The sequence below is a fragment of the Vibrio sp. SCSIO 43133 genome (assembly GCF_023716845.1).
GTDB lineage: Bacteria > Pseudomonadota > Gammaproteobacteria > Enterobacterales > Vibrionaceae > Vibrio > Vibrio mediterranei.
Window position 1 is genome coordinate 2,395,594 of the sequence record NZ_CP068024.1, and the last position, 21,178, is coordinate 2,416,771.

Below are 21,178 nucleotides of genomic sequence, written 5' to 3' on the forward strand. Positions count from 1 at the left end.
TCCTGTTATTGTTTTTTCCTCGCCCATACATGTATGTATCGGCCCATGGAGAGATAGGGTTCTTGGCGACACAGCTGCTGTTCTATTTTTAGAACATCTTCAGCGGTGTAGTCTCCCATGTATTGCATATTGCCAATGTAATCACTGAATGAACGAATGCCAGATTTGCCACATATTTCAAATCCCGCATCCTCTATCCATTGATACACTTCCTCTGGCTTCAGCCCTTTTTGTGGCTGAAGCTTAAATCTTTTTCTATGCGGCATGCCTTCAAGTACATGAGGAATATTGCCACATATGACGTTCTTAAATACCAATCCATGATGATTGTAAAACATGACAGAAGCGATACCACCAGGTTTCACTTGCTGCAAAACCGCTTCTAGAGCGGGTCTAGGTTCAGCTAACCATTCCATAACGGCATGAAACAACACCAGGTCTACTGGTTGACTCATATGTTCTGCAATACGCTGTACTGGACTATGTATCCAGCGATATTGCGAGAGTAGCCCGTTTTTTTCAACATCTGCCTTGGCCAACTTGAGCATTTCAGAAGAGAGGTCACACAATGTGATCTTGTGTCCTCTCTCAGCAATTCGTTGCGAAACTTGCCCTAATCCACCACCTGCATCTAAAACTTCTAGTTTTTTTCTTGTATCATCCAGCGCAGCGAGAGCTTGGGTTAAGTCTTCCCAAACAATAGTTTGGCGGATTTCACCCTTCTCTGAGCCGTAAATATTTTTTGCAAATTTGTGGGCGATATCGTCGAAATTTCGGTCTTGCATCACGGTATATTGAGTTAAGATAACCAGTTGTACAGCTATTCTGTCATATAAGTGACAGGAATAAAGGGGCAACTCCCTTTTTTAGCGTTAAGTGGTGTTTTTTCGGACTATTATTCTATGTTTGAGCTGAAAAAGGTTGTGTCTTCATTACTAATGCCTTTACCTGCCATGTTAATTCTTGGCTTCTTGGGCTTAGTTCTCATCATGTTTACGGCACGCCGTAAACTAGGAAGCGTGATTATTCTCGTGTCTCTGTGTGGGACTTTTCTTATTTCATTCCAACCCTTATCTAGCCGCCTGTTAATGCCACTTGAGCGCCAATACAGTGCGTTCTTACCCATTAATGAAACCATCGACTACGTGATGGTCCTTGGTGGTGGGCACGTGGTCGACGACCAAATTCCGCCCACTTCAGAACTGAGCCGAGCTTCATTAATGCGCTTAAGTGAAGGTATCCGAATTCTCAGAATGTATCCAGGCGCTAAATTAATTCTATCTGGTTATGATGGTGGTACCGGTGTCAGTCACGCTAGAACCATGGCGAAAGTTGCCCTTGCTTTAGGTATTGCTAAACCGGATATCATTTTGTTGGAAACAGCAAAAGACACATGGGAAGAAGCCCGACAAGCTGCTGGATTCGTGCAAAATAAGAAGCTGGTTTTGGTGACGTCAGCTAGCCATATGAAGCGCGCTATGCACGAATTTGAAGCTGCAGGCTTAAACCCACTCCCGGCGCCAACTAACTTCCTAGCACAAAAAGACATCGAGCAAGCATGGCAGAAATATACGCCATCATCTCGCTACTTGGAGCAAACTGAGCGGTACTGGCACGAGACCATGGGGTTAATATGGCAAAACCTTCGTGATTGGGTGGCTAACGAAGGTAACCAAGAGTTTTTACCTTCCGTTTCTGAGTTAGAGTCTTCTGAGGGTGTAGATAAGATCACTGAGCAAGACATTGAAGCGCAGCTTGCTCCTGAAGAACCGCAAGAAGCCGCAAACGCTCAATAAAAGTCAGGCACAAAAGAAAACGCCACACTTATAAAGTGAGGCGTTTTTTTCGACTATTCAAAAAGTCTAGTTGCAACGGACTTTATGTCATGATTGCAACAGAATAGAAAGCTAATCACCGGCGAACATATACCCTTCACCGTGAACAGTAATGAAAATCTGTGGGTTCTTCGGATCCAGCTCCATCTTCGCACGCATGCGACGAATTAAAACATCAATAGTGCGGTCGTTTGGCGCGTCAACTCGATGGCTAATCATATTAAGTATACGCTCTCGGCTAAGTACCTGGTTAGGATATGCCGATAGTGCTACTAAGAGTTCGTACTCTGCCTTAGTGAGTTTTACTGGCTCTCCATTGTTACTTAGCGAACGGCGTTGCTTGTCAAACACCCATTCACCAAAGTAAATCAAGTTCTCATTCTGCACCGATTCTTCAATAATAGGTTGTTTTCTGGCTAGAGAAATACGCCATAGCAAATTTTTGACGCGGACTAGGAGTTCCCTCAATTCGAATGGTTTCGTCACATAATCATCTGCGCCCATTTCCAAACCAACGATACGGTCGATACTATCTGTGCGACCCGTCACTAGAATGATGCCAATATCCGATTGACTTCTTAATTCACGCGTTAGCATCAGTCCATCTTCTTTCGGCAAGTTGATGTCTAACATCACCAAGTCGATGCTGGCTTCCTGTAGAATCTGACGCATTTGTTCGCCGCTCTCCGCTTCACTCACCAAGTAACCTTCACTTTCGAAGTAACCCGCTAGTTTGCTGCGCGTAACGACATCATCTTCCACTACTAGTACGTGATATTTCATGTCTTTCTATCTCAATCTTTCAATGACAGAGTCATTCTATTCATAATTAGTCACAATTCTAGCCTACATTGACGTGAATTGAAGAAAACTTGCTTTTTCTTGATTCAAAACAAATAGAAATCTTAACTTCAGATATGCAACAGAGATTTATCCAAAAACCTTGTTCCACATGACCATGTCTTCACAACCCTTCATTTTTCGTCTTTTTTTTTCACATCAATGATTACTGTTGTTCATCTTTATTAGCTAAAATAGAGATAACACTTTTGGAGATAAGAAAATGCAAGAAATCAAAGCATTTAACGAACAACGTGCTGAATTATACTGGTGGCTTTCGAGCCTCTTTGCTAGAGAACTAACCACAGAAGAACTCGAGCAATATCAAAGCCCAGATATACGCGCTTTCCTTACCGGACTGGGTGAAAACCCAACACTATCAGCTCCTATCGCCTCTATGGTCGACGCACTAAACAGACTGCAAGTAAGAGAAGATGCCCAACTTGAGTTGTCTGCTGATTTTTGTGATCTGTTTTTGAAAACAGATAAGCATGGGGCGCTACCTTATGCTTCTTTATATATTGGTGAGTCAGGTCTGTTAAACGACAAACCCGCTCAAGTGATGTCAGAGTTGCTTGCGGAGCATAATATTGCGGTAACTGAAAACTTAAACGAACCAGCGGATCATTTGGCTATTGAGCTCGATTTTCTCGGGAACCTCATTATTCGTTCCAACGAATTAGAGTCAGAAGCTCACATGAATGAGGCGATGGAGCAGCAAGCAGAGTTTATTGAACAACACCTGCTAACTTGGGTGCCACAATTCGTGACTAAATGTCAGCAGCACGATGAGTTTGGTTTTTACGCCGCGGTATCAACAGTACTTCAAGCACTCATCAAGCTAGATCTTGATTACTTAAAAGGTGATCAAGCCTAAGATTTTGAGGCGCATGTACTGTTTATCACTCACCGTTACAGACAAAAGTGCGCCTTATCTATAAATTTGTTGTATAAGTGATTGCTTGTATCAATGGGGAAGACTACAATCCGCCGTTTAAATGCAAAAGCCGCTTTGGTATTCAACAAGCACAATAATAATCTGTCGAACTGTTGAACCAAACCGCTGAAAAGCGGTTTTTTCATTCAGAATGCACTACTTATTAGGAACCCATATATTGGCTTCCAGAATTCGAAGCGGTATTGGCTATTAATAGCACTCCGCGATAAAAGGATATAGCTATGGCAACAATCAAAGATGTCGCCCGTCTGGCTGGCGTTTCAACGACCACCGTTTCTCACGTAATTAATAAAACTCGTTTTGTAGCAGAAGCCACACAAGAAAAAGTGATGGCAGCGGTAGATGAACTTAACTATGCACCAAGTGCGGTTGCTCGTAGTTTGAAATGTAACTCGACCAAAACGATTGGAATGCTTGTCACTCAATCTACAAACTTGTTCTTCTCGGAAGTCATCGACGGTGTTGAAAGCTACTGCTATCGCCAAGGCTATACTTTAATCCTATGTAACACGGGTGGTGTCTACGAGAAACAGCGCGACTATATTCGCATGCTCGCAGAAAAACGTGTTGATGGCATTTTGGTTATGTGCTCCGACTTAACTGAAGAGCTACTAGAAATGCTAGACCGTCATTCAGATATTCCGAAAGTGATTATGGACTGGGGCCCAGAAAGCTCTCAAGCCGACAAGATCATTGATAACTCGGAAGAAGGCGGCTATCTCGCAACTAAATATCTGATCGATAACGGTCATACTGACATTGCATGCTTGAGCGGACACCTAGAGAAAGCCGTTTGCCAAGAGCGTATTGTCGGCTATCAGCGTGCTCTAGCGGAAGCGGGTATCGAGATGAAAGATGACCGAATCTTAGAAGGTAACTTCGAATGTGATACGGCCGTGATTGCCGCTAACCGTATTGCAGCAATGGAAGTTCGTCCAACTGCCGTATTCTGCTTCAACGACACCATGGCATTCGGTTTAATGAGTCGCCTGCAACAATTAGGTGTAAAAGTTCCAGAAGATATTTCCGTTATCGGTTATGACAATATCGAATTGGCTGAGTATTTCTCTCCACCACTAACAACAGTGCACCAACCGAAGCGTCGTGTAGGTAAGAATGCGTTTGAGATTCTTCTAGAACGAATCAAAGATAAAGGTCACGAAAAACGCATTTTCGAAATGCACCCTGAGATTGTAGAACGTGATTCTGTCAAAAAACTCACATAATCCTGAAAAAAGTGCCTTTCTAGGCACTTTTTTTTGATCCTCATCCAATAAACTGAACGCTTTATTGTTTGTTTCGACACACTCTCCCGCACAAATCCCAATCGATTATCTGAAGCAATATCACACTTTTACCATACAACCGTCATAGATGTGAGTCATTTTCATTTATTCTAAATATGTCACGCACAGGGCAAACCACTTGAAAGGGTGGGACGCAAAGCCACCGGCCTAAACCAAATTTATTTGATAGGTAGCGGGGTTACCGATGGCAAAGGTATTAGCATTCTTTTGGTTTACCGCTAACAGAAGGCTGACACCCGTTTGCTATACTCTCGGACCTGATTTTGGTGACACAATCAATAACACCGAGAAAAGAATAAGCATGGACAATCCTATACTAAAAAACTCGATGCAATTGTTCGCTCAGCTTGGAAGAGTTAAGTCTCGTTCTATGTTTGGTGGATTTGGTATCTTTATTGACGATACCATGTTTGCATTAGCAGTGAATAACAAATTACATATCAGAACTAACCGTCAGACGATCGCTAAATTTAAGCAACTTGGCTACAAGCCATACGTTTATAAGAAGCGTGGGTTCCCCGTTGTCACTAAGTATTTCGCACTCCCTGAGGACTGTTGGCAAGATCAGGATGTTATCTTGACTCATGCTCGCTCTGCCTTAGAGTTCGCAAAAACAGAAAAAGTGCAACAGTCGGAAACAAAACCCAATCGACTCAAAGATTTACCTAATTTAAGACTGGCTACTGAGCGTATGCTTAAGAAAGCTGGAATTGAATCGGTATACGATCTGCAAGAGCAAGGTTCTGTGGAGGCTTTTAAAGCAATCCAACGAACTCACTCAAATACTGTAGGTCTTGAGTTACTTTGGGCGCTAGAGGGTGCCATTAATGGCACGCACTGGTCCGTGATTCCGCAAAATAAAAGAGAAGAATTGGCCAGTCTTATAAACTAGCCCTTATCGCTCTATACAAAAAATCAGCCTAACGGCTGATTTTTTTAGTTTATGATGAAAGTAAATCTATCCACGCCCTGTCTACTAAACTAATACAGAGTCGTCACAAGGACAGCATCATGAGCAAAAAGCTAATACTCGGAATCGCACTTCTCGCCGTCATTATCATTCTAGGTGTTAATTTTGGACAATATTTAACACTGGAAAATGCTCAGGCTCAGCAAGCTGCACTCAGCGAATATATCAGTCAGAATTTTGTTACTGCCGCATTAGTGTACTTTTTTGCCTATATTGCCATTACCGCATTCTCAATTCCGGGAGCTGCAGTCGTTACGTTACTAGGTGCCGCTTTATTTGGCTTTTGGACCAGCCTTCTTCTTGTCTCTTTTGCTAGTACCATTGGTGCAACCATTGCATTTTTGAGTAGTCGCTTTTTATTGCGTGACTGGGTTCAAAGCAAGTTCGGTTCAAAGTTAGAAACTATCAATAAAGGTGTAGAAAAGGACGGGGCTTTTTATCTATTCTCGCTAAGATTGATTCCGGTATTTCCGTTCTTTTTAATCAACCTATTAATGGGCTTAACACCAATTAAAGTGTCAAAGTACTATTTAGTGAGCCAGCTAGGCATGTTGCCTGGAACTGCGGTTTACTTAAATGCCGGTACACAGCTCGCCAATATTAACAGTTTGTCAGGTATCGTTTCCCCAGCAGTTTTAGCTTCATTTGCCTTGTTGGGATTATTTCCACTGATTGCTAAGTGGATTATGGCGCGAATTTCTCGCTCACCACAGGTACAAGAATAATGAAGGTTTTTATTGGCAATAGTCCGACGGAAGCACATATCGTTCAACAACAATTGAAAAATGAAGGAATCCTTTGTGAAGTTAGAGGTGAAGGGGTTTACACGCTTCGAGGTGAAGTGCCATTTGATGAAAATACCTTGCCTTATGTCTGGCTAATCGATAACAAACAACATGTTAAAGCGAAAGCTATCATAGCCGAGTGGCAAGAACAGTTAAAAGCAGATTTGGAAAAAAGGGATTGGGTGTGTCCAAGGTGTCATGAAGTGAATGAAGCGCAGTTTGGCGCCTGTTGGAGTTGCCAAGCGTTAGCGCCTACTGAGGTGTCACCGACTTAATAAAGGCAATTGAGTGACGATTGAACTCTTCGGGGTTCTCGACATTACAAACATGGCCACAATCTTTAATCTCTAATAGTTGGCTGGACTTATGTTCAGCCACCATTTCTTTCACCGGCTTGATGAACATGTAGTCTTTCTCACCCATTAGGTACAGGGTCGGAATCGGTAGTTCCCTCTCCTTGAAGTAACGATTCAGTGGGTTGACTTCCGTAGTTAGTCGATACCAACGCTTAAATTCGTTTTGGCACAGTTTCTTAGCTTCTCTAACAAACAAGTGGCGAGACTCTTTCTGTCCCCTCTGAGGCATCACAATGTACGCAAATAAGCTGTAGAGCCACATATAAGGGATTATGTGCTTACTCATGTTGCCAATTTTTACCAGTATTTGTGAACGTGTGTTAAAGCGCGTTACCGCTCCACCCAGAACCATCGAGCGCACTCTTGGCATTGCCAGTTCAGCAATATTGCGCACGATGATGGTACCAAGAGACATGCCGACAAAATGGGCCGATTGTATTTTAAGGTGGTCCAGTACACGAACGATATCCATTGTTACCGTTTTGAATGTGTACTTGTTGGCCATGATATCTTTTAAGAACTGATTTGATTTACCATGTCCACGCAAATCAATGAACAGTAAGTTGAAGTGCTCACGATAAGCTCGTATCTGCTTAAACCATATAGATGAGCTGCCCCCTGCCCCATGCACAAATACCACCCATTCATCACTTGTAGGATGGGTATACGTTTTATGAAATAGTAGGCTTTCGGACATAGTTCTCGGATTGGTTAGTAGTACGAAAATAAAGTTATCACAACTCTACACGTCTCAGGAGAAAATTGCGCGGAAATTTAGAAAAAATGATTTCCAATTGTGTCAAAAAATGCCAACAAGTGCATATAAAAGAGCGGCATTACGCCGCTCTTCCAATGATATTAGCTATGTGAGGCTTCAAGCGCCAAATCATACATTTTGATGTATTCCTTGGCAGATTCTATCCAGCTAAAGTCTTTGCGCATTGCTCGAAGTTGCATCTCACGCATCTCTTCTGGGTGTTGCAAATAGAACAGAAGCGCTCGCTGTAAGACAATCAACAGCGCGTCATGGCAAGGCTCATCAAACCCAAAGCCCGTTGCCTGCTGTGGATTGTCATCAAAGTCGATTACCGTATCTTTCAGCCCACCAACTTTACGTACAATAGGCAAGGTACCATAAGCCATACTGTAGATTTGGTTCAGACCACATGCTTCAAATTCAGAAGGCATTAGGAAAAAGTCTGAGCCAGCCTCTACTAGATGAGCAAATCGGTTGCTATACGCCTCTACAAACGCCAACTTATCAGAAAACTGCTCAGCAATATCGTTAAGATGGGAAGCGATTTGTGGTTCACCAGTTCCGATAATGACAACCTGAACATCGTTTTTCAGAAACTTATCCAATATTGGCAGTATGTAATGAAAACCTTTTTGGTGAGTCAATCGACATACCATGCCAACCATTGGAACATTACGTTCTGGCAGCGATAGCTCCTTTTGCAACGCCTGCTTAGCGGCGAGCTTACCATTTAGCATTCTCTCTAACTCGTCGTCGTAATTGACCGGTAGAAAGTCGTCAAGCTTAGGGTTCCACTCTGAGTAGTCACAGCCATTAACGATGCCATGAAGATCTTTGGAACGATGAACAAAATCGTCTACCAAACCATGTGAACCTAGAGGGGTCACTAGTTCAGCGGCATAGTTAGGGCTTACTGCGTTGATTTTATCTGCGAAGGCAATTCCCGCACGAAGTGTGCTTACCCAACCGTCCCCATACTGTAGAAATTCCATTCCAGAAAGACGAAGTTCCGGAATGATTTCCAGCTGACTGTAGGAAAAGATGCCTTTAAAAATAGCATTGTGAACCGTTAGAACTGACTTCATTCCTGCAAAACGCTCGTCATCAGCGTAGCGTGTTTTAAGCAAGAATGGGATCAAACCAGTATGCCAGTCGTTGGCATGAACAATAGAAGGTCGAATACCGAGTTTCGGTAACACATCCAGACTCGCTGCCGCGAAGAAACCAAATCGTTCCCCATTGTCAGCATAAGCTCGATTGTGCTCAGCATACAATTCCGGCCTATCGAAGTATCGATCACATTCGATCACGAACACATCAACGCCGTCGAGTTGCGTTTTCTTAACTTGGTACGGTGTGTGTGGCCAGTGCTCTAACTCCGTAGCTAGTACAAACTCATACTGATCCTTGTTAGGCAGTGACTGGTAACCGGGTAAAGTAATGGCTACGTTTTTACCCAGTTCTTGCAGAGCTTTAGGCAGAGCCTTGGCAACATCTGCCAAGCCTCCACTTTTTACAAGTCCTTGCGCTTCTGAAACTGGAAACCATACATCTATGTTTCGCATTTTAGAATCCAACTTTCGTCCCTTTCTTGATGACTACAACGCCACCCGGGGAGACATGGAAACGTTTCGCGTCCAACTCAAGATCTTCACCAATCACAGTCCCAGGGGCAATTTCTACGTTCTTATCAATGATCGCGCGCTTGATTGTACAACCAGCACCAATCTTAACGTCACCTAGGATAACAGATTCACTCACTACAGAACCAGCTGCAATGTTACTTCTAAAGCCTAATACAGAGCGATAGATTGATGAGCCACGGACATAACTACCACCAGCAATCAAGCTGTCAGTAATTTTGATTTTTTGATGCTCAGCGTCAACGAACGTTGCTGGCGGCAATGGTGGATAATAAGTGTGAAGCGGCCATTTACGGTTGTATAGCGAGAACTGAGCGTCTTCTTGAAGTAGGTCCATATGAGCTGCCCAGTACGAGTCGATCGTACCTACATCACGCCAGTAAGTAGTGTCTTTCTCACCGCTGATTTTGTTGGTAGAGAAGTCATAAACATAGACATCTCCTTCAGGGAACATCTTAGGAATGATATCTTTACCAAAATCATGGCTAGACTCAGTATTCTCGGCATCTATTCGTAGCTCATTGCAAAGACTTTCTGCTTCGAAGATATAGTTACCCATAGACACTAACGCCATATCAGGGTGACCAGGAATTGACTTCGGGTTTTGTGGCTTTTCTTCAAAGCCAATCATTTTGCCTTCTTCATCAACTTCAATCACGCCAAATTCTGACGCTTCCTCTAATGGCATTCGCAGTGCTGAAACGGTTAGTTTCGCTTCCTTGCGTTTGTGAAAGTCTAGCATCTGGCGAATGTCCATTTTATAGATATGATCAGACCCAAAGATACATACGTGCTCAGGATTGGCTAACTCGATAAAACGAACGTTTTGATAAATCGCATCCGCAGTACCTTCATACCAACGTTTACCATCACGCATTTGAGCAGGAATGGGGTCAATGAATCGATCGGTGATTCCCGTTAGATTCCAACCTTTACGCATGTGTTGATAAAGTGATTGAGACTTAAATTGAGTGAGGACATAAATTCGCATTAAGTCAGCATTGATAAAGTTGTTCAGAGCGAAGTCAATCAGACGATAGCTTCCTCCAAATGGTACCGCAGGTTTGCTACGTGATTCGGTTAAAGGACGTAGGCGAGAGCCTTCTCCACCAGCAAGAATCATTCCCAATACACCAGCCATTGATATCTCCGTTTTATTACAGCTTTTTTCCATTTATTGTCGGGTAGTTAAATTACATTTGGGGGTACCCGACTTCTTTATTAACGGATGACAATGTCGATTATTTCATCGACCATTCAAACGTTGAATCTTGTATATAAAATAGGCCTGAGGCCAAGTTGTTTAATTATTAACCTAGGGCCAACCATTTTTTTAATATGGTTTTTATCTAAATTATCGTTTTGAAATAAGATTACAATGCATCATGACGCATTATTTGGCATTGAACACAGTTGCATCAAAACTTATGCCTTTAATCACAGAATGGCATACCGACATCACCTTATCAACACATATTGTTAACATGCAATTCACCTCAACCACTCTTTGATGAAAACTGCCTGAAAAACAATGAGCTAAACTGCTATGACCAGTTTAATGGATATATATAGATAATGAATGTACTAAATATATACAATCATTTACAAAATTAAGGATTTAATAGTGAGGATAAAAAAACAGCACTCAAATGAGTGCTGTTAATTAGAACTTTCAGAGATTATTTTTTAGGCTTTTTGCGCTTATCGGTAATTTCCCATTTACCATCAACATATAACCCCGTCCAACCCGATGGTTTACCGTCGATTTCAGAACGAACATAATTCTCTTTAGTCTTACGACTGAAACGAACTACCGTTGGTCTACCGTCTGGATCTTCTGTTGGTGCATCCGCAAGATAGTGGAACTTCGGCGATAAACGTTCTTTGTATTTCGCAAGTTCACTCACAAGCGGTGCGCGAGTCTCACGAGATTTAGGGAAGTTGCTAGCAGCCATAAATAGGCCAGATGCACCATCACGCAGTACAAAGTAAGCATCCGAGTTTTCACAAGGAAGCTCTGGGAAATGAACCGGGTCCTCCTTAGGAGGTGCTATTTCACCGTTTTTAAGGATCTTACGGGTGTTTTTACAGGTCTCACTTGTGCAGTCCATGTACTTACCAAAACGGCCATTCTTAAGTACCATTTCAGAGCCACACTTGTCACATTCGACCGTCGGGCCATCATAACCTTTAACTTTAAACTCACCTTGTTCAACCACATGGCCTTCACAATTTGGGTTATTACCGCAAACATGAAGCTTACGCTTATCATCAATCAGATAAGCATCCATTGCCGTCTCACAAATTGGGCAACGTTTCTTAGCACGCAGAGCTGCCGTTTCGACGTCTTCTTCAAGAACGTTAATAATGCCTTCTTCATCACCCAAGTTAATCGTCGTTTTACAACGCTCTTTAGGTGGTAAAGCATAGCCAGAACAGCCCAAGAATACGCCAGTTGAAGCAGTACGAATACCCATAGGGCGTGAACATGTAGGACATTCAATTTCTGTCATAACGATATGATTTGGCTTCATACCGCCATGCTCTTCGTCTTGTTCAGCTTTGCCTAAATCAGTAGTGAACTCTTCGAAGAATTCGTTCAATACATTTTTCCAGCTTGCATCACCTTCGGCGATTTGATCGAGCTTCTGCTCCATGCGAGCAGTAAAGTCGTAGTTCATCAAATCAGTGAAGCTGTCATCAAGACGATCGGTCACTATCTCACCCATCTTCTCAGCATAGAAACGACGCTGGTCAACTTTTACATAACCACGATCTTGAATCGTTGAGATGATTGACGCATAAGTAGAAGGACGACCAATTCCACGTTTCTCTAGCTCTTTAACTAAAGCCGCTTCGGTGTAACGTGCGGGTGGCTTGGTAAAGTGTTGCTTAGGATCTAACGCAACAAGGTCAAGCTTATCGCCCAGCTGTACTGCAGGAAGGATAGCATCTTCGTTTTTGCCCATTGGACGCTGAACACGAGTCCAACCATCAAACTTAAGAATACGTCCCTTCGCTTTCAACGTATACTCATCAGCTTTCACGCTGATCGTTGTGGAGTCGTACTTCGCTGGTGTCATTTGACACGCCACGAACTGATTCCAGATAAGTGCATATAGCTTATGAGCGTCGGCTTCCATACCTGAAAGATCATCAACTTTCACGTTAACGTCTGAAGGACGAATCGCTTCGTGCGCTTCCTGAGCACCTTCTTTGCTTCCGTAGAAGTTTGGCTTTTCAGGAAGATAGGCACCACCAAACTCACTATCAATATAACCACGGACTGCATCAACGGCTTCTGTACTCAAGTTGGTAGAGTCGGTACGCATATAGGTAATATAACCCGCTTCATACAGCCTCTGAGCCAGCATCATGGTCTTTTTAACACCATAACCTAGGCGCGTACTTGCTGCCTGCTGCAGTGTAGAAGTGATGTAAGGTGCTGATGGCTTACTTTGAGTTGGACGGTCTTCACGTTTACATACTTCGTACGTCGCCTTGTCCAATACAGAAACAGCGGCTTGCGCTTCTGTTTCATTAGATGGTTTGAACGCCTTGCCCGCTTTTTGTGCAACTAGTAGTCGGAAATCTGTTTTATCCGAAGTTTTAGTATCCGCATGAATATCCCAAAATTCTTCTGGGATAAACGCATTAATTTCACGCTCACGCTCTACTAGAAGCTTAACGGCAACTGACTGGACTCGACCAGCAGATAGGCCTCGTGCGACCTTCTTCCAAAGAAGCGGAGACACCATAAAACCAACAACACGGTCTAAGAAACGTCGTGCTTGCTGTGCATTCACGCCATCCATATTCAGTTCACCAGGATCTTGGAATGCCTGTTGGATCGCGTTTTTGGTAATTTCGTTAAATACTACTCGTTTATATCGCTCTTCATCGCCACCGATGATCTCACGAAGGTGCCATGCGATAGCCTCTCCTTCGCGGTCCAAATCGGTTGCGAGATAAACATGGTCAGCGTCTTTCGCAAGTTTTTGTAGCTCGGCAACTACTTTTTCTTTGCCAGGCAATACTTGATAGTTTGCTGCCCAATCATCATATGGGTTAATACCCATTTTTTTAATTAGCGCTTTGCGGTCTTTTTCTTTTTTAATACGTGCTTTTTCTTCAGCACTTAAGCCTTTTGTAGAGACAGCTGCTGCTTTTTTACCAGTACTTTGCCCTGCAGTTGGTAAGTCACGCACGTGACCTACACTCGACTTCACTATAAAGTCTTTACCGAGGTATTTGTTAATGGTTTTAGCCTTAGCGGGTGACTCCACTATAACCAGTGACTTTCCCATAATGACACTAACGTCCTATATCACATTGCGACATTTAATCGCACGATGTTCGAAATTTATGCTTCTTTTTACTATTGAGCGAGAACAAAAGAAGATCAACCAGTTTTTTTGCAATTAGATTCTGATTGCTCGACAAATGTCCGATCAAATAGAACTCATCGCTTGAAAAATGGCGCAATATTAAACGCCATTTATGATTGTTGCCTAGCAACATTCACCAAAATTTGTTGCTTATCACAAATTGCTGCTAACTATAGCCGAGATATTTGTCCTTGCAAAATGTGTTGGCACTCATACACTACGCGGTAATGTTTTATATAGAGGACATCAATATGTCACAGAAAACCGCCATCACAGAGTTTGATTTGTTGCTCATCGCCAACCAAATCATTCAGGAACATGATGATTTCATTGAAGGAATGCGTGCAGACAGCGTCGAAGAAAAAGACGGTGTCCTAGTTTTCAAAGGTAACTACTTCCTCGATGATAAAGGGCTACCAACCGAGAAAACAACGGCGGTATTTAATATGTTTAAATACCTTGCACACCACCTTTCGAAAGAGTTTACTCTACAGAACTAAATAATAACGCCCCGATTCAGGGGCGTTATTATTCACTATGTTACTGGCTTAAATCTGCCAATTTATCAAAGTAGTCAGGGAACGTTTTTGACGTACACTTAGGATCGTTGATCGTCACTGGTGTGTCACTCAACGCAACGAGAGAGAAACACATTGCCATTCGGTGATCATCATACGTGTCAATCGCAGCATGTTTTAGGTCATCGGTTGGCTCGACGATAATATAGTCTTCACCTTCTTCTACTGTGGCACCTACTTTTCTCAATTCGGTAGCCATAGCCGCAAGACGATCTGTTTCTTTTACTCGCCAGTTATATACGTTACGAATTGCAGTTGTGCCCTTTGCAAAGAGTGCCGTCGTAGCAATAGTCATGGCGGCATCAGGGATATGATTATAGTCCATATCAATACCCACTAATTCACCTTTACGACACAGAATGTAGTCATCACCCCATTCAATCTCTGCACCCATTTTTTCTAGTGCGTCGGCAAATCTAATATCACCCTGAATACTGTTCTTACCGATACCCGTCACCTTTATCTCACCGCCTTTAATGGCTGCAGCAGCAAGGAAATAGGAGGCTGAAGACGCATCCCCTTCTACCAAAAACTGGCCTGGAGACTGGTATTGTTGACCACACTTAATAATAAACTGTTGATAGTCACGATTTTCAACTTTGACACCAAACTGCTCCATTATATGCAGCGTAATATCGATATATGGTTTTGATACCAATTCACCGACTATTTCGATAGTGACATCAGCCTTTGCTAGTGGTGCAGACATCAAGAATGCTGTTAAAAACTGACTGGAAATGGAACCATCAATTTTGACCAGTCCACCTGTCAAACCGGTACCAACGATCTTTAGAGGCGGATAGTTTTCTGCTTCTAGATATTCGACGTCCGCACCAGCTTGCTTAAGCGCATCAACCAAGTGACCAATGGGTCTTTCCTTCATCCTTGGCTCGCCAGTAAGAACATATTCGCCTTCACCAAGGCAAAGCGCAGCTGCTAGAGGACGCATCGCGGTACCCGCATTGCCAAGAAATAGTTCTTTTGGTTCCGAGACACTGAATGGCTGGCCTAAACCTTTAACGATGCATTGAGTTTTGTCTTCGGATAACTGATACTCGACTCCCAAACTGGTGAGGGCGTTAAGCATATGACGAATATCATCACTATCTAGAAGATTGGTTAGTGTGGTCGTACCTTCTGCCAGTGCAGCAAGCAATAAAGCACGATTCGAGACACTTTTTGAACCTGGAAGGTTAACCGTTCCGGATACTTTTTGGATGGGTTGGAGTGTTAAGCTTTCCATTAGTTGAATCTAATCCTTTGTAGACACTTCAGTCCTTGTAATGAAGCGTCTTAAATAATTCTTGGTAGTTGCAGCGTAACTAAAATACAAGGTAAACACCAGAGCTAATACACCTCTAGATGGTCAATATCTCGACACTCAGTACTAGCCAACTAGTACTGATGAAAATTAATAAATGAGTCGGTATTGCTTATAATTAATAGAAAGGAACGCGACATTACAACACTATGACGATCTACCTGACAGAACTAGACAGCAATGACTTTACATTTCCCTCTCCTTTCGAAGCGCTTGATGAGCCCAATGGCTTGCTAGCGTTTGGCGGTGATCTCAACCCACAACGACTGCTGTCTGCCTATCAACATGGCGTTTTCCCATGGTTTGGCCCAAATGAACCACTTCTATGGTGGAGTCCAGCCCCGAGAGCCGTATTTGATCCATCTCTTTTCCGTCCGGCAAAAAGCCTGCGTAAATTTCAGCGCAAAGCAGATTATCGAGTCACGATGAATACATGCACATCGCAAGTCATAGAATATTGCGCAAGTACACGTCCTATCGAAGAAACTTGGCTAAATGAGGATATGCGTTCTGCGTATGGAGAGTTAGCAAAAAAAGGTCATTGTCATTCCGTCGAAGTTTGGAACGATAATGCCCTAGTTGGTGGGCTTTACGGACTTTCCATTGGCCAGGTCTTTTGTGGCGAATCGATGTTTTCTCTGGAAACTAATGCTTCCAAGATTGCTCTCTGGTACTTTTGTCATCACTTTAAAAACCATGGAGGCAAACTCATCGACTGCCAAGTTATGAATCCGCACTTGAACTCACTAGGAGCACAAGAACTGACCCGCGAGCAGTTTATAACGGCTTTGCATGATTTACGCGAACAAACCGTACAAGATTCCTGTTTTTCTCAACAAGAGCTATCATTTCCTATACAACAGGAGATGAGTTGATGAACATGGCTGTCCAACAGATCCGAATTGGTCTGAGTCGCAAACAAGACTGTAGCTATTTGCCCGCTCAACAGGAGCGAGTGGCTATTGTTTTGGAAAAAGAACTGCATGAAGCCAATCAATACGAAATGTTATTAGCTAATGGCTTTAGAAGAAGTGGGGACGCCATTTATAAGCCTCAATGTGACCATTGCAGTGCCTGTCATGCGCTCAGAGTAGCTATCGATGATTTTAAGCTATCTAAGAGCCAGAAACGTCTGCTTGCCAAAACCAAATCATTTCACTGGGAGATAAGACCAACATTAGACGAAGAATGGTTTGATCTTTACTCTCGCTATATTGAGAAACGTCATTCAACAGGCAGTATGTATCCACCAAGACAACAAGAGTTTTTTGAGTTTGCACAGTGTTCATGGATGACCTTGCACTATCTGCACATCTTTGACGATGATAAGCTGATAGGGATCGCCATCACCGATATTCTCTCTGATAGCGCCAGTGCTTTTTATACCTTCTTCGACCCTGACTATACGTTATCTCTCGGTACGTACGCTGTATTGTGTCAAATTGAATACTGCCAACGATATAACAAACAATGGCTCTATTTGGGCTACCAAATCGATGATTGTTCAGCAATGAACTACAAAACACGGTTCCAACGTCATCAAAGGCTAGTAAATCAGCGATGGCGAGGGTAGAATACACCGCAACTTTACTTATTAAGATTTTAACGGCACAATGCCTGCCGTTAAAACGCCGCATTTCGAAAGAGGATTAAATGGCTAAAGAAGACGTAATTGAGATGCAAGGTACAGTCCTTGATACTCTACCAAACACAATGTTCCGTGTTGAACTAGAAAACGGTCACGTAGTTACTGCGCACATCTCTGGTAAGATGCGTAAAAACTACATCCGTATCCTTACTGGTGACAAAGTAACTGTAGAGATGACTCCATACGACCTAACTAAAGGCCGCATCGTCTTCCGTGCTCGTTAATCTCAACGTTTAAACGAACACAAAAAAACGGAGCTTAGGCTCCGTTTTTTGTTACCCACTAAGTAGCGATTCAGATGAAGAAGCGCTAGTGATGCGCTTCTGCTTCTTCCTTAGCGCCTACATATTCAAACGCTAAATCATCATCTTTAAGGGACACTTTCACTGTTCCGCCATCAACCAACGAACCAAATAAGAGTTCATTCGCCAGTGGTTTCTTAAGCTTGTCTTGGATAACACGACCCATAGGTCTTGCACCCATTGTCTTGTCGTAACCCTTAATCGCAAGCCAATCGCGAGCATCATCAGACACTTCTAACGAAACGCCTCGAGAATCCAACTGCGCTTGAAGTTCAACAATAAACTTATCAACCACTTGATGTATAACCGTGTCATCTAGGCTGTTGAACCAGATGATACCATCAAGACGGTTGCGGAACTCCGGAGTGAACACACGTTTAATGGCACCCATCGCGTCTGGTTTGTGGTCTTGTTGAATCAGACCAATAGATTTCTTCTCAGTCTCAGCAACACCTGCGTTACTCGTCATTACCAAAATTACATTGCGGAAGTCAGCTTTTCGGCCATTGTTATCCGTTAGCGTACCGTTATCCATGACTTGCAGTAGCAAGTTGAAGATATCAGGGTGCGCCTTCTCAATCTCATCCAGTAATACTACAGAATGTGGATGCTTGATAACCGCATCGGTTAGCAATCCACCTTGATCGTAGCCTACATAACCTGGAGGAGCACCGATCAAACGGCTTACTGAGTGACGCTCACCGTACTCCGACATGTCAAAACGAAGCAGCTCGATACCCAATAGCTTAGACAATTGAACGGTCACTTCCGTTTTACCAACCCCAGTTGGGCCAGCAAACAAGAATGAGCCAACAGGTCTATCATCATTACCTAATCCAGCGCGAGTCATCTTGATTGCTTCACAAAGCACGTCAATGGCTTTGTCTTGACCAAAGACCAGCATCTTCATCTTGTCATCAAGGTTTTGAAGAATATCCTTGTCTGAAGAAGATACAGACTTCTCTGGAATGCGCGCCATCTTGGCAACCATCGCTTCGATATCAGCCACACCAACCGTTTTCTTACGACGGCTCACCGGAACCAAACGACTGCGTGCGCCCGCCTCATCGATAACGTCAATAGCCTTATCAGGTAAATGGCGCTCGTTGATGTACTTCGCTGACAATTCAACGGCAGCACGCAACGCTTTGTTAGTGTAACGAACCTCATGGTGCTCTTCATATTTAGGTTTAAGACCCATCAAGATCTTAGTCGTATCATCTAAAGAAGGCTCCACTACATCGATTTTCTGGAATCGACGAGATAGTGCACGCTCTTTATCAAAAATGTTGCTATATTCTTGGTAAGTTGTAGAGCCAATACAGCGCAGTTTTCCGCTGCTTAGAAGAGGTTTAATAAGGTTTGCTGCGTCTACTTGTCCACCAGAAGCCGCTCCTGCACCGATAATTGTATGGATCTCATCGATGAACAGAATGGCGTCATCTTCTTTTTCCAATTGCTTGAGAATCGCTTTGAAGCGTTTCTCGAAGTCACCGCGGTATTTAGTACCCGCAAGTAGCGAGCCTATATCGAGAGAGTAAATAACACTGTTTTGGATAACATCTGGCACTTGGCCTTCAACGATTCTCCAAGCCAAACCTTCAGCGATAGCAGTCTTACCAACACCGGCCTCACCCACCAACAATGGGTTGTTCTTACGACGGCGACATAGCACTTGAATCGTACGCTCAAGTTCTTTATCGCGACCAATAAGAGGGTCTATGTTGCCTGCTTTCGCCACTTGGTTCAGATTCGTTGCAAAGCTTTCAAGACGATCTTCACCGTTGGCTTCTTCAATGTTCTCACTACCGCCACCAAGTGAGCCACTCGATGGTTCGTCACCAGTTGGACCGATGTTTTTGGTAATACCGTGAGAAATAAAATTAACGATATCTAAACGGCTAATGTCATTTTTCTTAAGAAGGTAAGCAGCATGTGATTCTTGTTCACTAAAAATCGCTACTAAGACGTTAGCGCCTGTTACTTCACTGCGCCCAGAAGACTGTACATGGAATACGGCGCGTTGAAGAACACGTTGGAAACTTAAAGTAGGTTGTGTTTCTCGCGTGTCGTCGGCATCAGGGATAAGAGGAGTTGTTTGATCAATGAAAATGTCGAGCTCATTACGCAGATTCTCTAAATTTGCGTTACAAGCAGTTAGTGCCTCTTTAGCCGAGTCATTTTCCAACAAAGCTAAAAGGAGATGCTCTACGGTCATGAATTCATGTCTTTTATCACGAGCACGAGCAAATGCGCCGTTCAGACTCGATTCTAATTCTTTATTAAGCATAAGTACCTCCTAAGGAATGACAAACGTCATTCATGCGAAAATTAGGCTTTTTCCATGGTACACAAAAGTGGGTGTTCATTTTCCCTTGAATACATGGTCACTTGAGCAACTTTCGTTTCCGCGACTTCGGATGTGTAGGTGCCACAGACAGCTTTACCTTCATAATGCACCGCTAACATCACTTGAGTCGCTTTGTCTTCGTTGAGTGAAAAAAAGCGTTCCAAGATTTCTACTACAAAGTCCATCGGCGTATAGTCATCGTTGTTTAACACAACGTTGTACATTGCCGGCGGCTCAACCTTAGTTTTTTCTTTCTCCAGTAAGTCTGAGTCTGGAGTCACCCATTCAAAATTTTTACTCATGGCCAAATGTTGAGAGTTTTCTTTTAATTACAAAACACTGTGCTGAATTTCAATGCTAAAAGCGTCGCTAAAAACACCTGAGACCCAACACTCAAAAAACATCTCTATTAAGAGACTAATGCACCAATTGTATCGCTGCAAACAAAACAATGCTATTAGTGTGTGTCACATATGAGCCAAGTTGAAAAAACTTTCGCCTCCCTCATAAATAGAATACATGAAGCTCATGCAAACAGAAGATAGATTTTACACTTTTGTTAAAACCAAAGCGCATATGTATAGAATATGTAGTTATTTATACGACTTTCCTATTGACTCCGCTCAATGTTTGACTACAGTGGTTAATTAGTGACTAAAATTTAACAAGTTTTGCATCGGTATTCCCCACAAAGTAAGAATACCCTTACAGCAAAAAACACATTCAAAACGGATGAATGTGGTTTAGAGCCACGACTTAGGTTGTGGTTAGTTAGTTTGAATCACAGCAAAGAAGAAGCAAACACGATTGGTCAGTGTCTTCAAAGCGACTTCAGTAACAAAAAATGCATGAGGGATGTATAGCATGGCTACAGGTACAGTAAAATGGTTTAACAACGCCAAAGGATTTGGGTTTATTTGTCCAGAAGGCGAGGATGGTGACATTTTCGCACACTACTCCACTATTAAGATGGATGGCTACCGTACTCTGAAAGCGGGTCAACAAGTGAATTACGAAGTAGAAGAAGGGCCAAAGGGCTATCACGCTAGCTCAGTTACGCCTGTCGAAGGTGACATAGCGAAGTAGTTTCACAAAACAATCACCCATTACAGAAGACACGACCTATAAAAAAACCACCTT

Annotated in this window: 20 protein-coding genes and 1 riboswitch; of the genes, 11 read left to right on the forward strand and 9 right to left on the reverse strand. The window is 43.0% G+C overall.

Annotated features, from left to right (window positions below):
- Positions 1-5 precede the first annotated feature (5 nt).
- The gene (gene cmoM, locus JKJ11_RS11310; RefSeq protein ID WP_038223139.1) at positions 6-788 is read right to left on the reverse strand and encodes a tRNA uridine 5-oxyacetic acid(34) methyltransferase CmoM; all 783 of its coding nucleotides are present in this window, start codon (positions 786-788) and stop codon (positions 6-8) included.
- A gap of 114 nt (positions 789-902) precedes the next feature.
- Here cmoM and elyC point away from each other — a divergent pair, with 114 nt between their 5' ends.
- Positions 903-1,796, forward strand: a complete 894-nt coding sequence (gene elyC, locus JKJ11_RS11315) for an envelope biogenesis factor ElyC (protein ID WP_252038198.1) — start codon at positions 903-905, stop codon at positions 1,794-1,796.
- A 111-nt stretch (positions 1,797-1,907) separates the two neighbouring features.
- Here elyC and torR read toward each other — a convergent pair whose 3' ends face one another.
- Complete coding sequence (gene torR, locus JKJ11_RS11320; protein WP_006074953.1) at positions 1,908-2,618, reverse strand: two-component system response regulator TorR; 711 nt, start codon at positions 2,616-2,618, stop codon at positions 1,908-1,910.
- Between the two features lie 280 nt (positions 2,619-2,898).
- Here torR and torD point away from each other — a divergent pair, with 280 nt between their 5' ends.
- The 5 genes from torD to JKJ11_RS11345 all read left to right on the forward strand — a co-directional run bounded on the left by torD (position 2,899) and on the right by JKJ11_RS11345 (position 6,970).
- Positions 2,899-3,552, forward strand: coding sequence for a molecular chaperone TorD (gene torD, locus JKJ11_RS11325; RefSeq protein WP_252038199.1), 654 nt, complete (start codon positions 2,899-2,901; stop codon positions 3,550-3,552).
- 302 nt (positions 3,553-3,854) lie between these two features.
- Positions 3,855-4,859 carry an HTH-type transcriptional repressor PurR gene (gene purR / locus JKJ11_RS11330; RefSeq protein WP_006074951.1) on the forward strand — a complete coding sequence of 335 codons (1,005 nt, stop codon included), beginning with the start codon at positions 3,855-3,857 and terminating at the stop codon, positions 4,857-4,859.
- Positions 4,860-5,038: 179 nt separating this feature from the next.
- A riboswitch (cyclic di-GMP riboswitch) is annotated at positions 5,039-5,126 on the forward strand.
- Between the two features lie 115 nt (positions 5,127-5,241).
- A complete protein-coding gene (locus tag JKJ11_RS11335) occupies positions 5,242-5,832 on the forward strand; it encodes a TfoX/Sxy family DNA transformation protein (protein ID WP_006074950.1) in 591 nt (196 codons plus the stop codon).
- Positions 5,833-5,951: 119 nt separating this feature from the next.
- Positions 5,952-6,635, forward strand: coding sequence for a TVP38/TMEM64 family protein (locus tag JKJ11_RS11340; protein WP_006074949.1), 684 nt, complete (start codon positions 5,952-5,954; stop codon positions 6,633-6,635).
- The gene (locus JKJ11_RS11345) at positions 6,635-6,970 is read left to right on the forward strand and encodes a putative signal transducing protein (protein WP_006074948.1); all 336 of its coding nucleotides are present in this window, start codon (positions 6,635-6,637) and stop codon (positions 6,968-6,970) included. The genes JKJ11_RS11340 and JKJ11_RS11345 overlap by 1 nt, the downstream gene beginning before the upstream one ends.
- Here JKJ11_RS11345 and JKJ11_RS11350 read toward each other — a convergent pair.
- From JKJ11_RS11350 to topA, 4 genes are all read right to left on the reverse strand, one after another.
- Positions 6,948-7,748 (reverse strand): alpha/beta fold hydrolase, encoded by an 801-nt coding sequence (locus JKJ11_RS11350; RefSeq protein ID WP_006074947.1) that lies wholly within the window; start codon positions 7,746-7,748, stop codon positions 6,948-6,950. The genes JKJ11_RS11345 and JKJ11_RS11350 overlap by 23 nt on opposite strands.
- Positions 7,749-7,909: 161 nt before the next feature.
- Positions 7,910-9,373 (reverse strand): glycogen synthase GlgA, encoded by a 1,464-nt coding sequence (gene glgA, locus JKJ11_RS11355; protein WP_038223135.1) that lies wholly within the window; start codon positions 9,371-9,373, stop codon positions 7,910-7,912.
- A 1-nt stretch (position 9,374) separates the two neighbouring features.
- Positions 9,375-10,592, reverse strand: a complete 1,218-nt coding sequence (gene glgC / locus JKJ11_RS11360) for a glucose-1-phosphate adenylyltransferase (RefSeq protein ID WP_006074945.1) — start codon at positions 10,590-10,592, stop codon at positions 9,375-9,377.
- A 538-nt stretch (positions 10,593-11,130) separates the two neighbouring features.
- A complete protein-coding gene (gene topA / locus JKJ11_RS11365) occupies positions 11,131-13,758 on the reverse strand; it encodes a type I DNA topoisomerase (protein WP_236109428.1) in 2,628 nt (875 codons plus the stop codon).
- Positions 13,759-14,090: 332 nt separating this feature from the next.
- On the opposite strand from topA, the gene JKJ11_RS11370 reads away from it, so the two are divergent.
- Positions 14,091-14,339: a YciN family protein gene (locus JKJ11_RS11370; RefSeq protein WP_031494484.1), complete on the forward strand. Its 249-nt coding sequence runs from the start codon at positions 14,091-14,093 to the stop codon at positions 14,337-14,339.
- A gap of 40 nt (positions 14,340-14,379) precedes the next feature.
- Here the strand turns inward: JKJ11_RS11370 and aroA are convergent, their stop codons facing one another.
- Positions 14,380-15,660, reverse strand: a complete 1,281-nt coding sequence (gene aroA, locus JKJ11_RS11375) for a 3-phosphoshikimate 1-carboxyvinyltransferase (protein ID WP_236109427.1) — start codon at positions 15,658-15,660, stop codon at positions 14,380-14,382.
- Positions 15,661-15,887: 227 nt separating this feature from the next.
- Between aroA and aat the strand changes: the two genes are divergently transcribed.
- The 3 genes from aat (at position 15,888) to infA (ending at position 17,610) form a co-directional block, all read left to right on the forward strand.
- Positions 15,888-16,613: a leucyl/phenylalanyl-tRNA--protein transferase gene (gene aat, locus JKJ11_RS11380; RefSeq protein WP_198558058.1), complete on the forward strand. Its 726-nt coding sequence runs from the start codon at positions 15,888-15,890 to the stop codon at positions 16,611-16,613.
- Positions 16,613-17,311, forward strand: a complete 699-nt coding sequence (locus tag JKJ11_RS11385) for an arginyltransferase (RefSeq protein WP_198558059.1) — start codon at positions 16,613-16,615, stop codon at positions 17,309-17,311. The genes aat and JKJ11_RS11385 overlap by 1 nt, the downstream gene beginning before the upstream one ends.
- Positions 17,312-17,391: 80 nt before the next feature.
- On the forward strand, positions 17,392-17,610 hold the full coding sequence (infA, locus tag JKJ11_RS11390; RefSeq protein ID WP_006075347.1) for a translation initiation factor IF-1: 219 nt from the start codon (positions 17,392-17,394) through the stop codon (positions 17,608-17,610).
- Between the two features lie 85 nt (positions 17,611-17,695).
- On the opposite strand, the gene clpA is transcribed toward infA, so the two are convergent.
- Positions 17,696-19,978 (reverse strand): ATP-dependent Clp protease ATP-binding subunit ClpA, encoded by a 2,283-nt coding sequence (gene clpA, locus JKJ11_RS11395; RefSeq protein ID WP_006075346.1) that lies wholly within the window; start codon positions 19,976-19,978, stop codon positions 17,696-17,698.
- A 41-nt stretch (positions 19,979-20,019) separates the two neighbouring features.
- The gene (gene clpS, locus JKJ11_RS11400) at positions 20,020-20,340 is read right to left on the reverse strand and encodes an ATP-dependent Clp protease adapter ClpS (protein ID WP_031494481.1); all 321 of its coding nucleotides are present in this window, start codon (positions 20,338-20,340) and stop codon (positions 20,020-20,022) included.
- Positions 20,341-20,902: 562 nt separating this feature from the next.
- Here clpS and cspD point away from each other — a divergent pair.
- Complete coding sequence (gene cspD / locus JKJ11_RS11405; RefSeq protein ID WP_006075342.1) at positions 20,903-21,124, forward strand: cold shock domain-containing protein CspD; 222 nt, start codon at positions 20,903-20,905, stop codon at positions 21,122-21,124.
- Positions 21,125-21,178 lie beyond the last annotated feature (54 nt).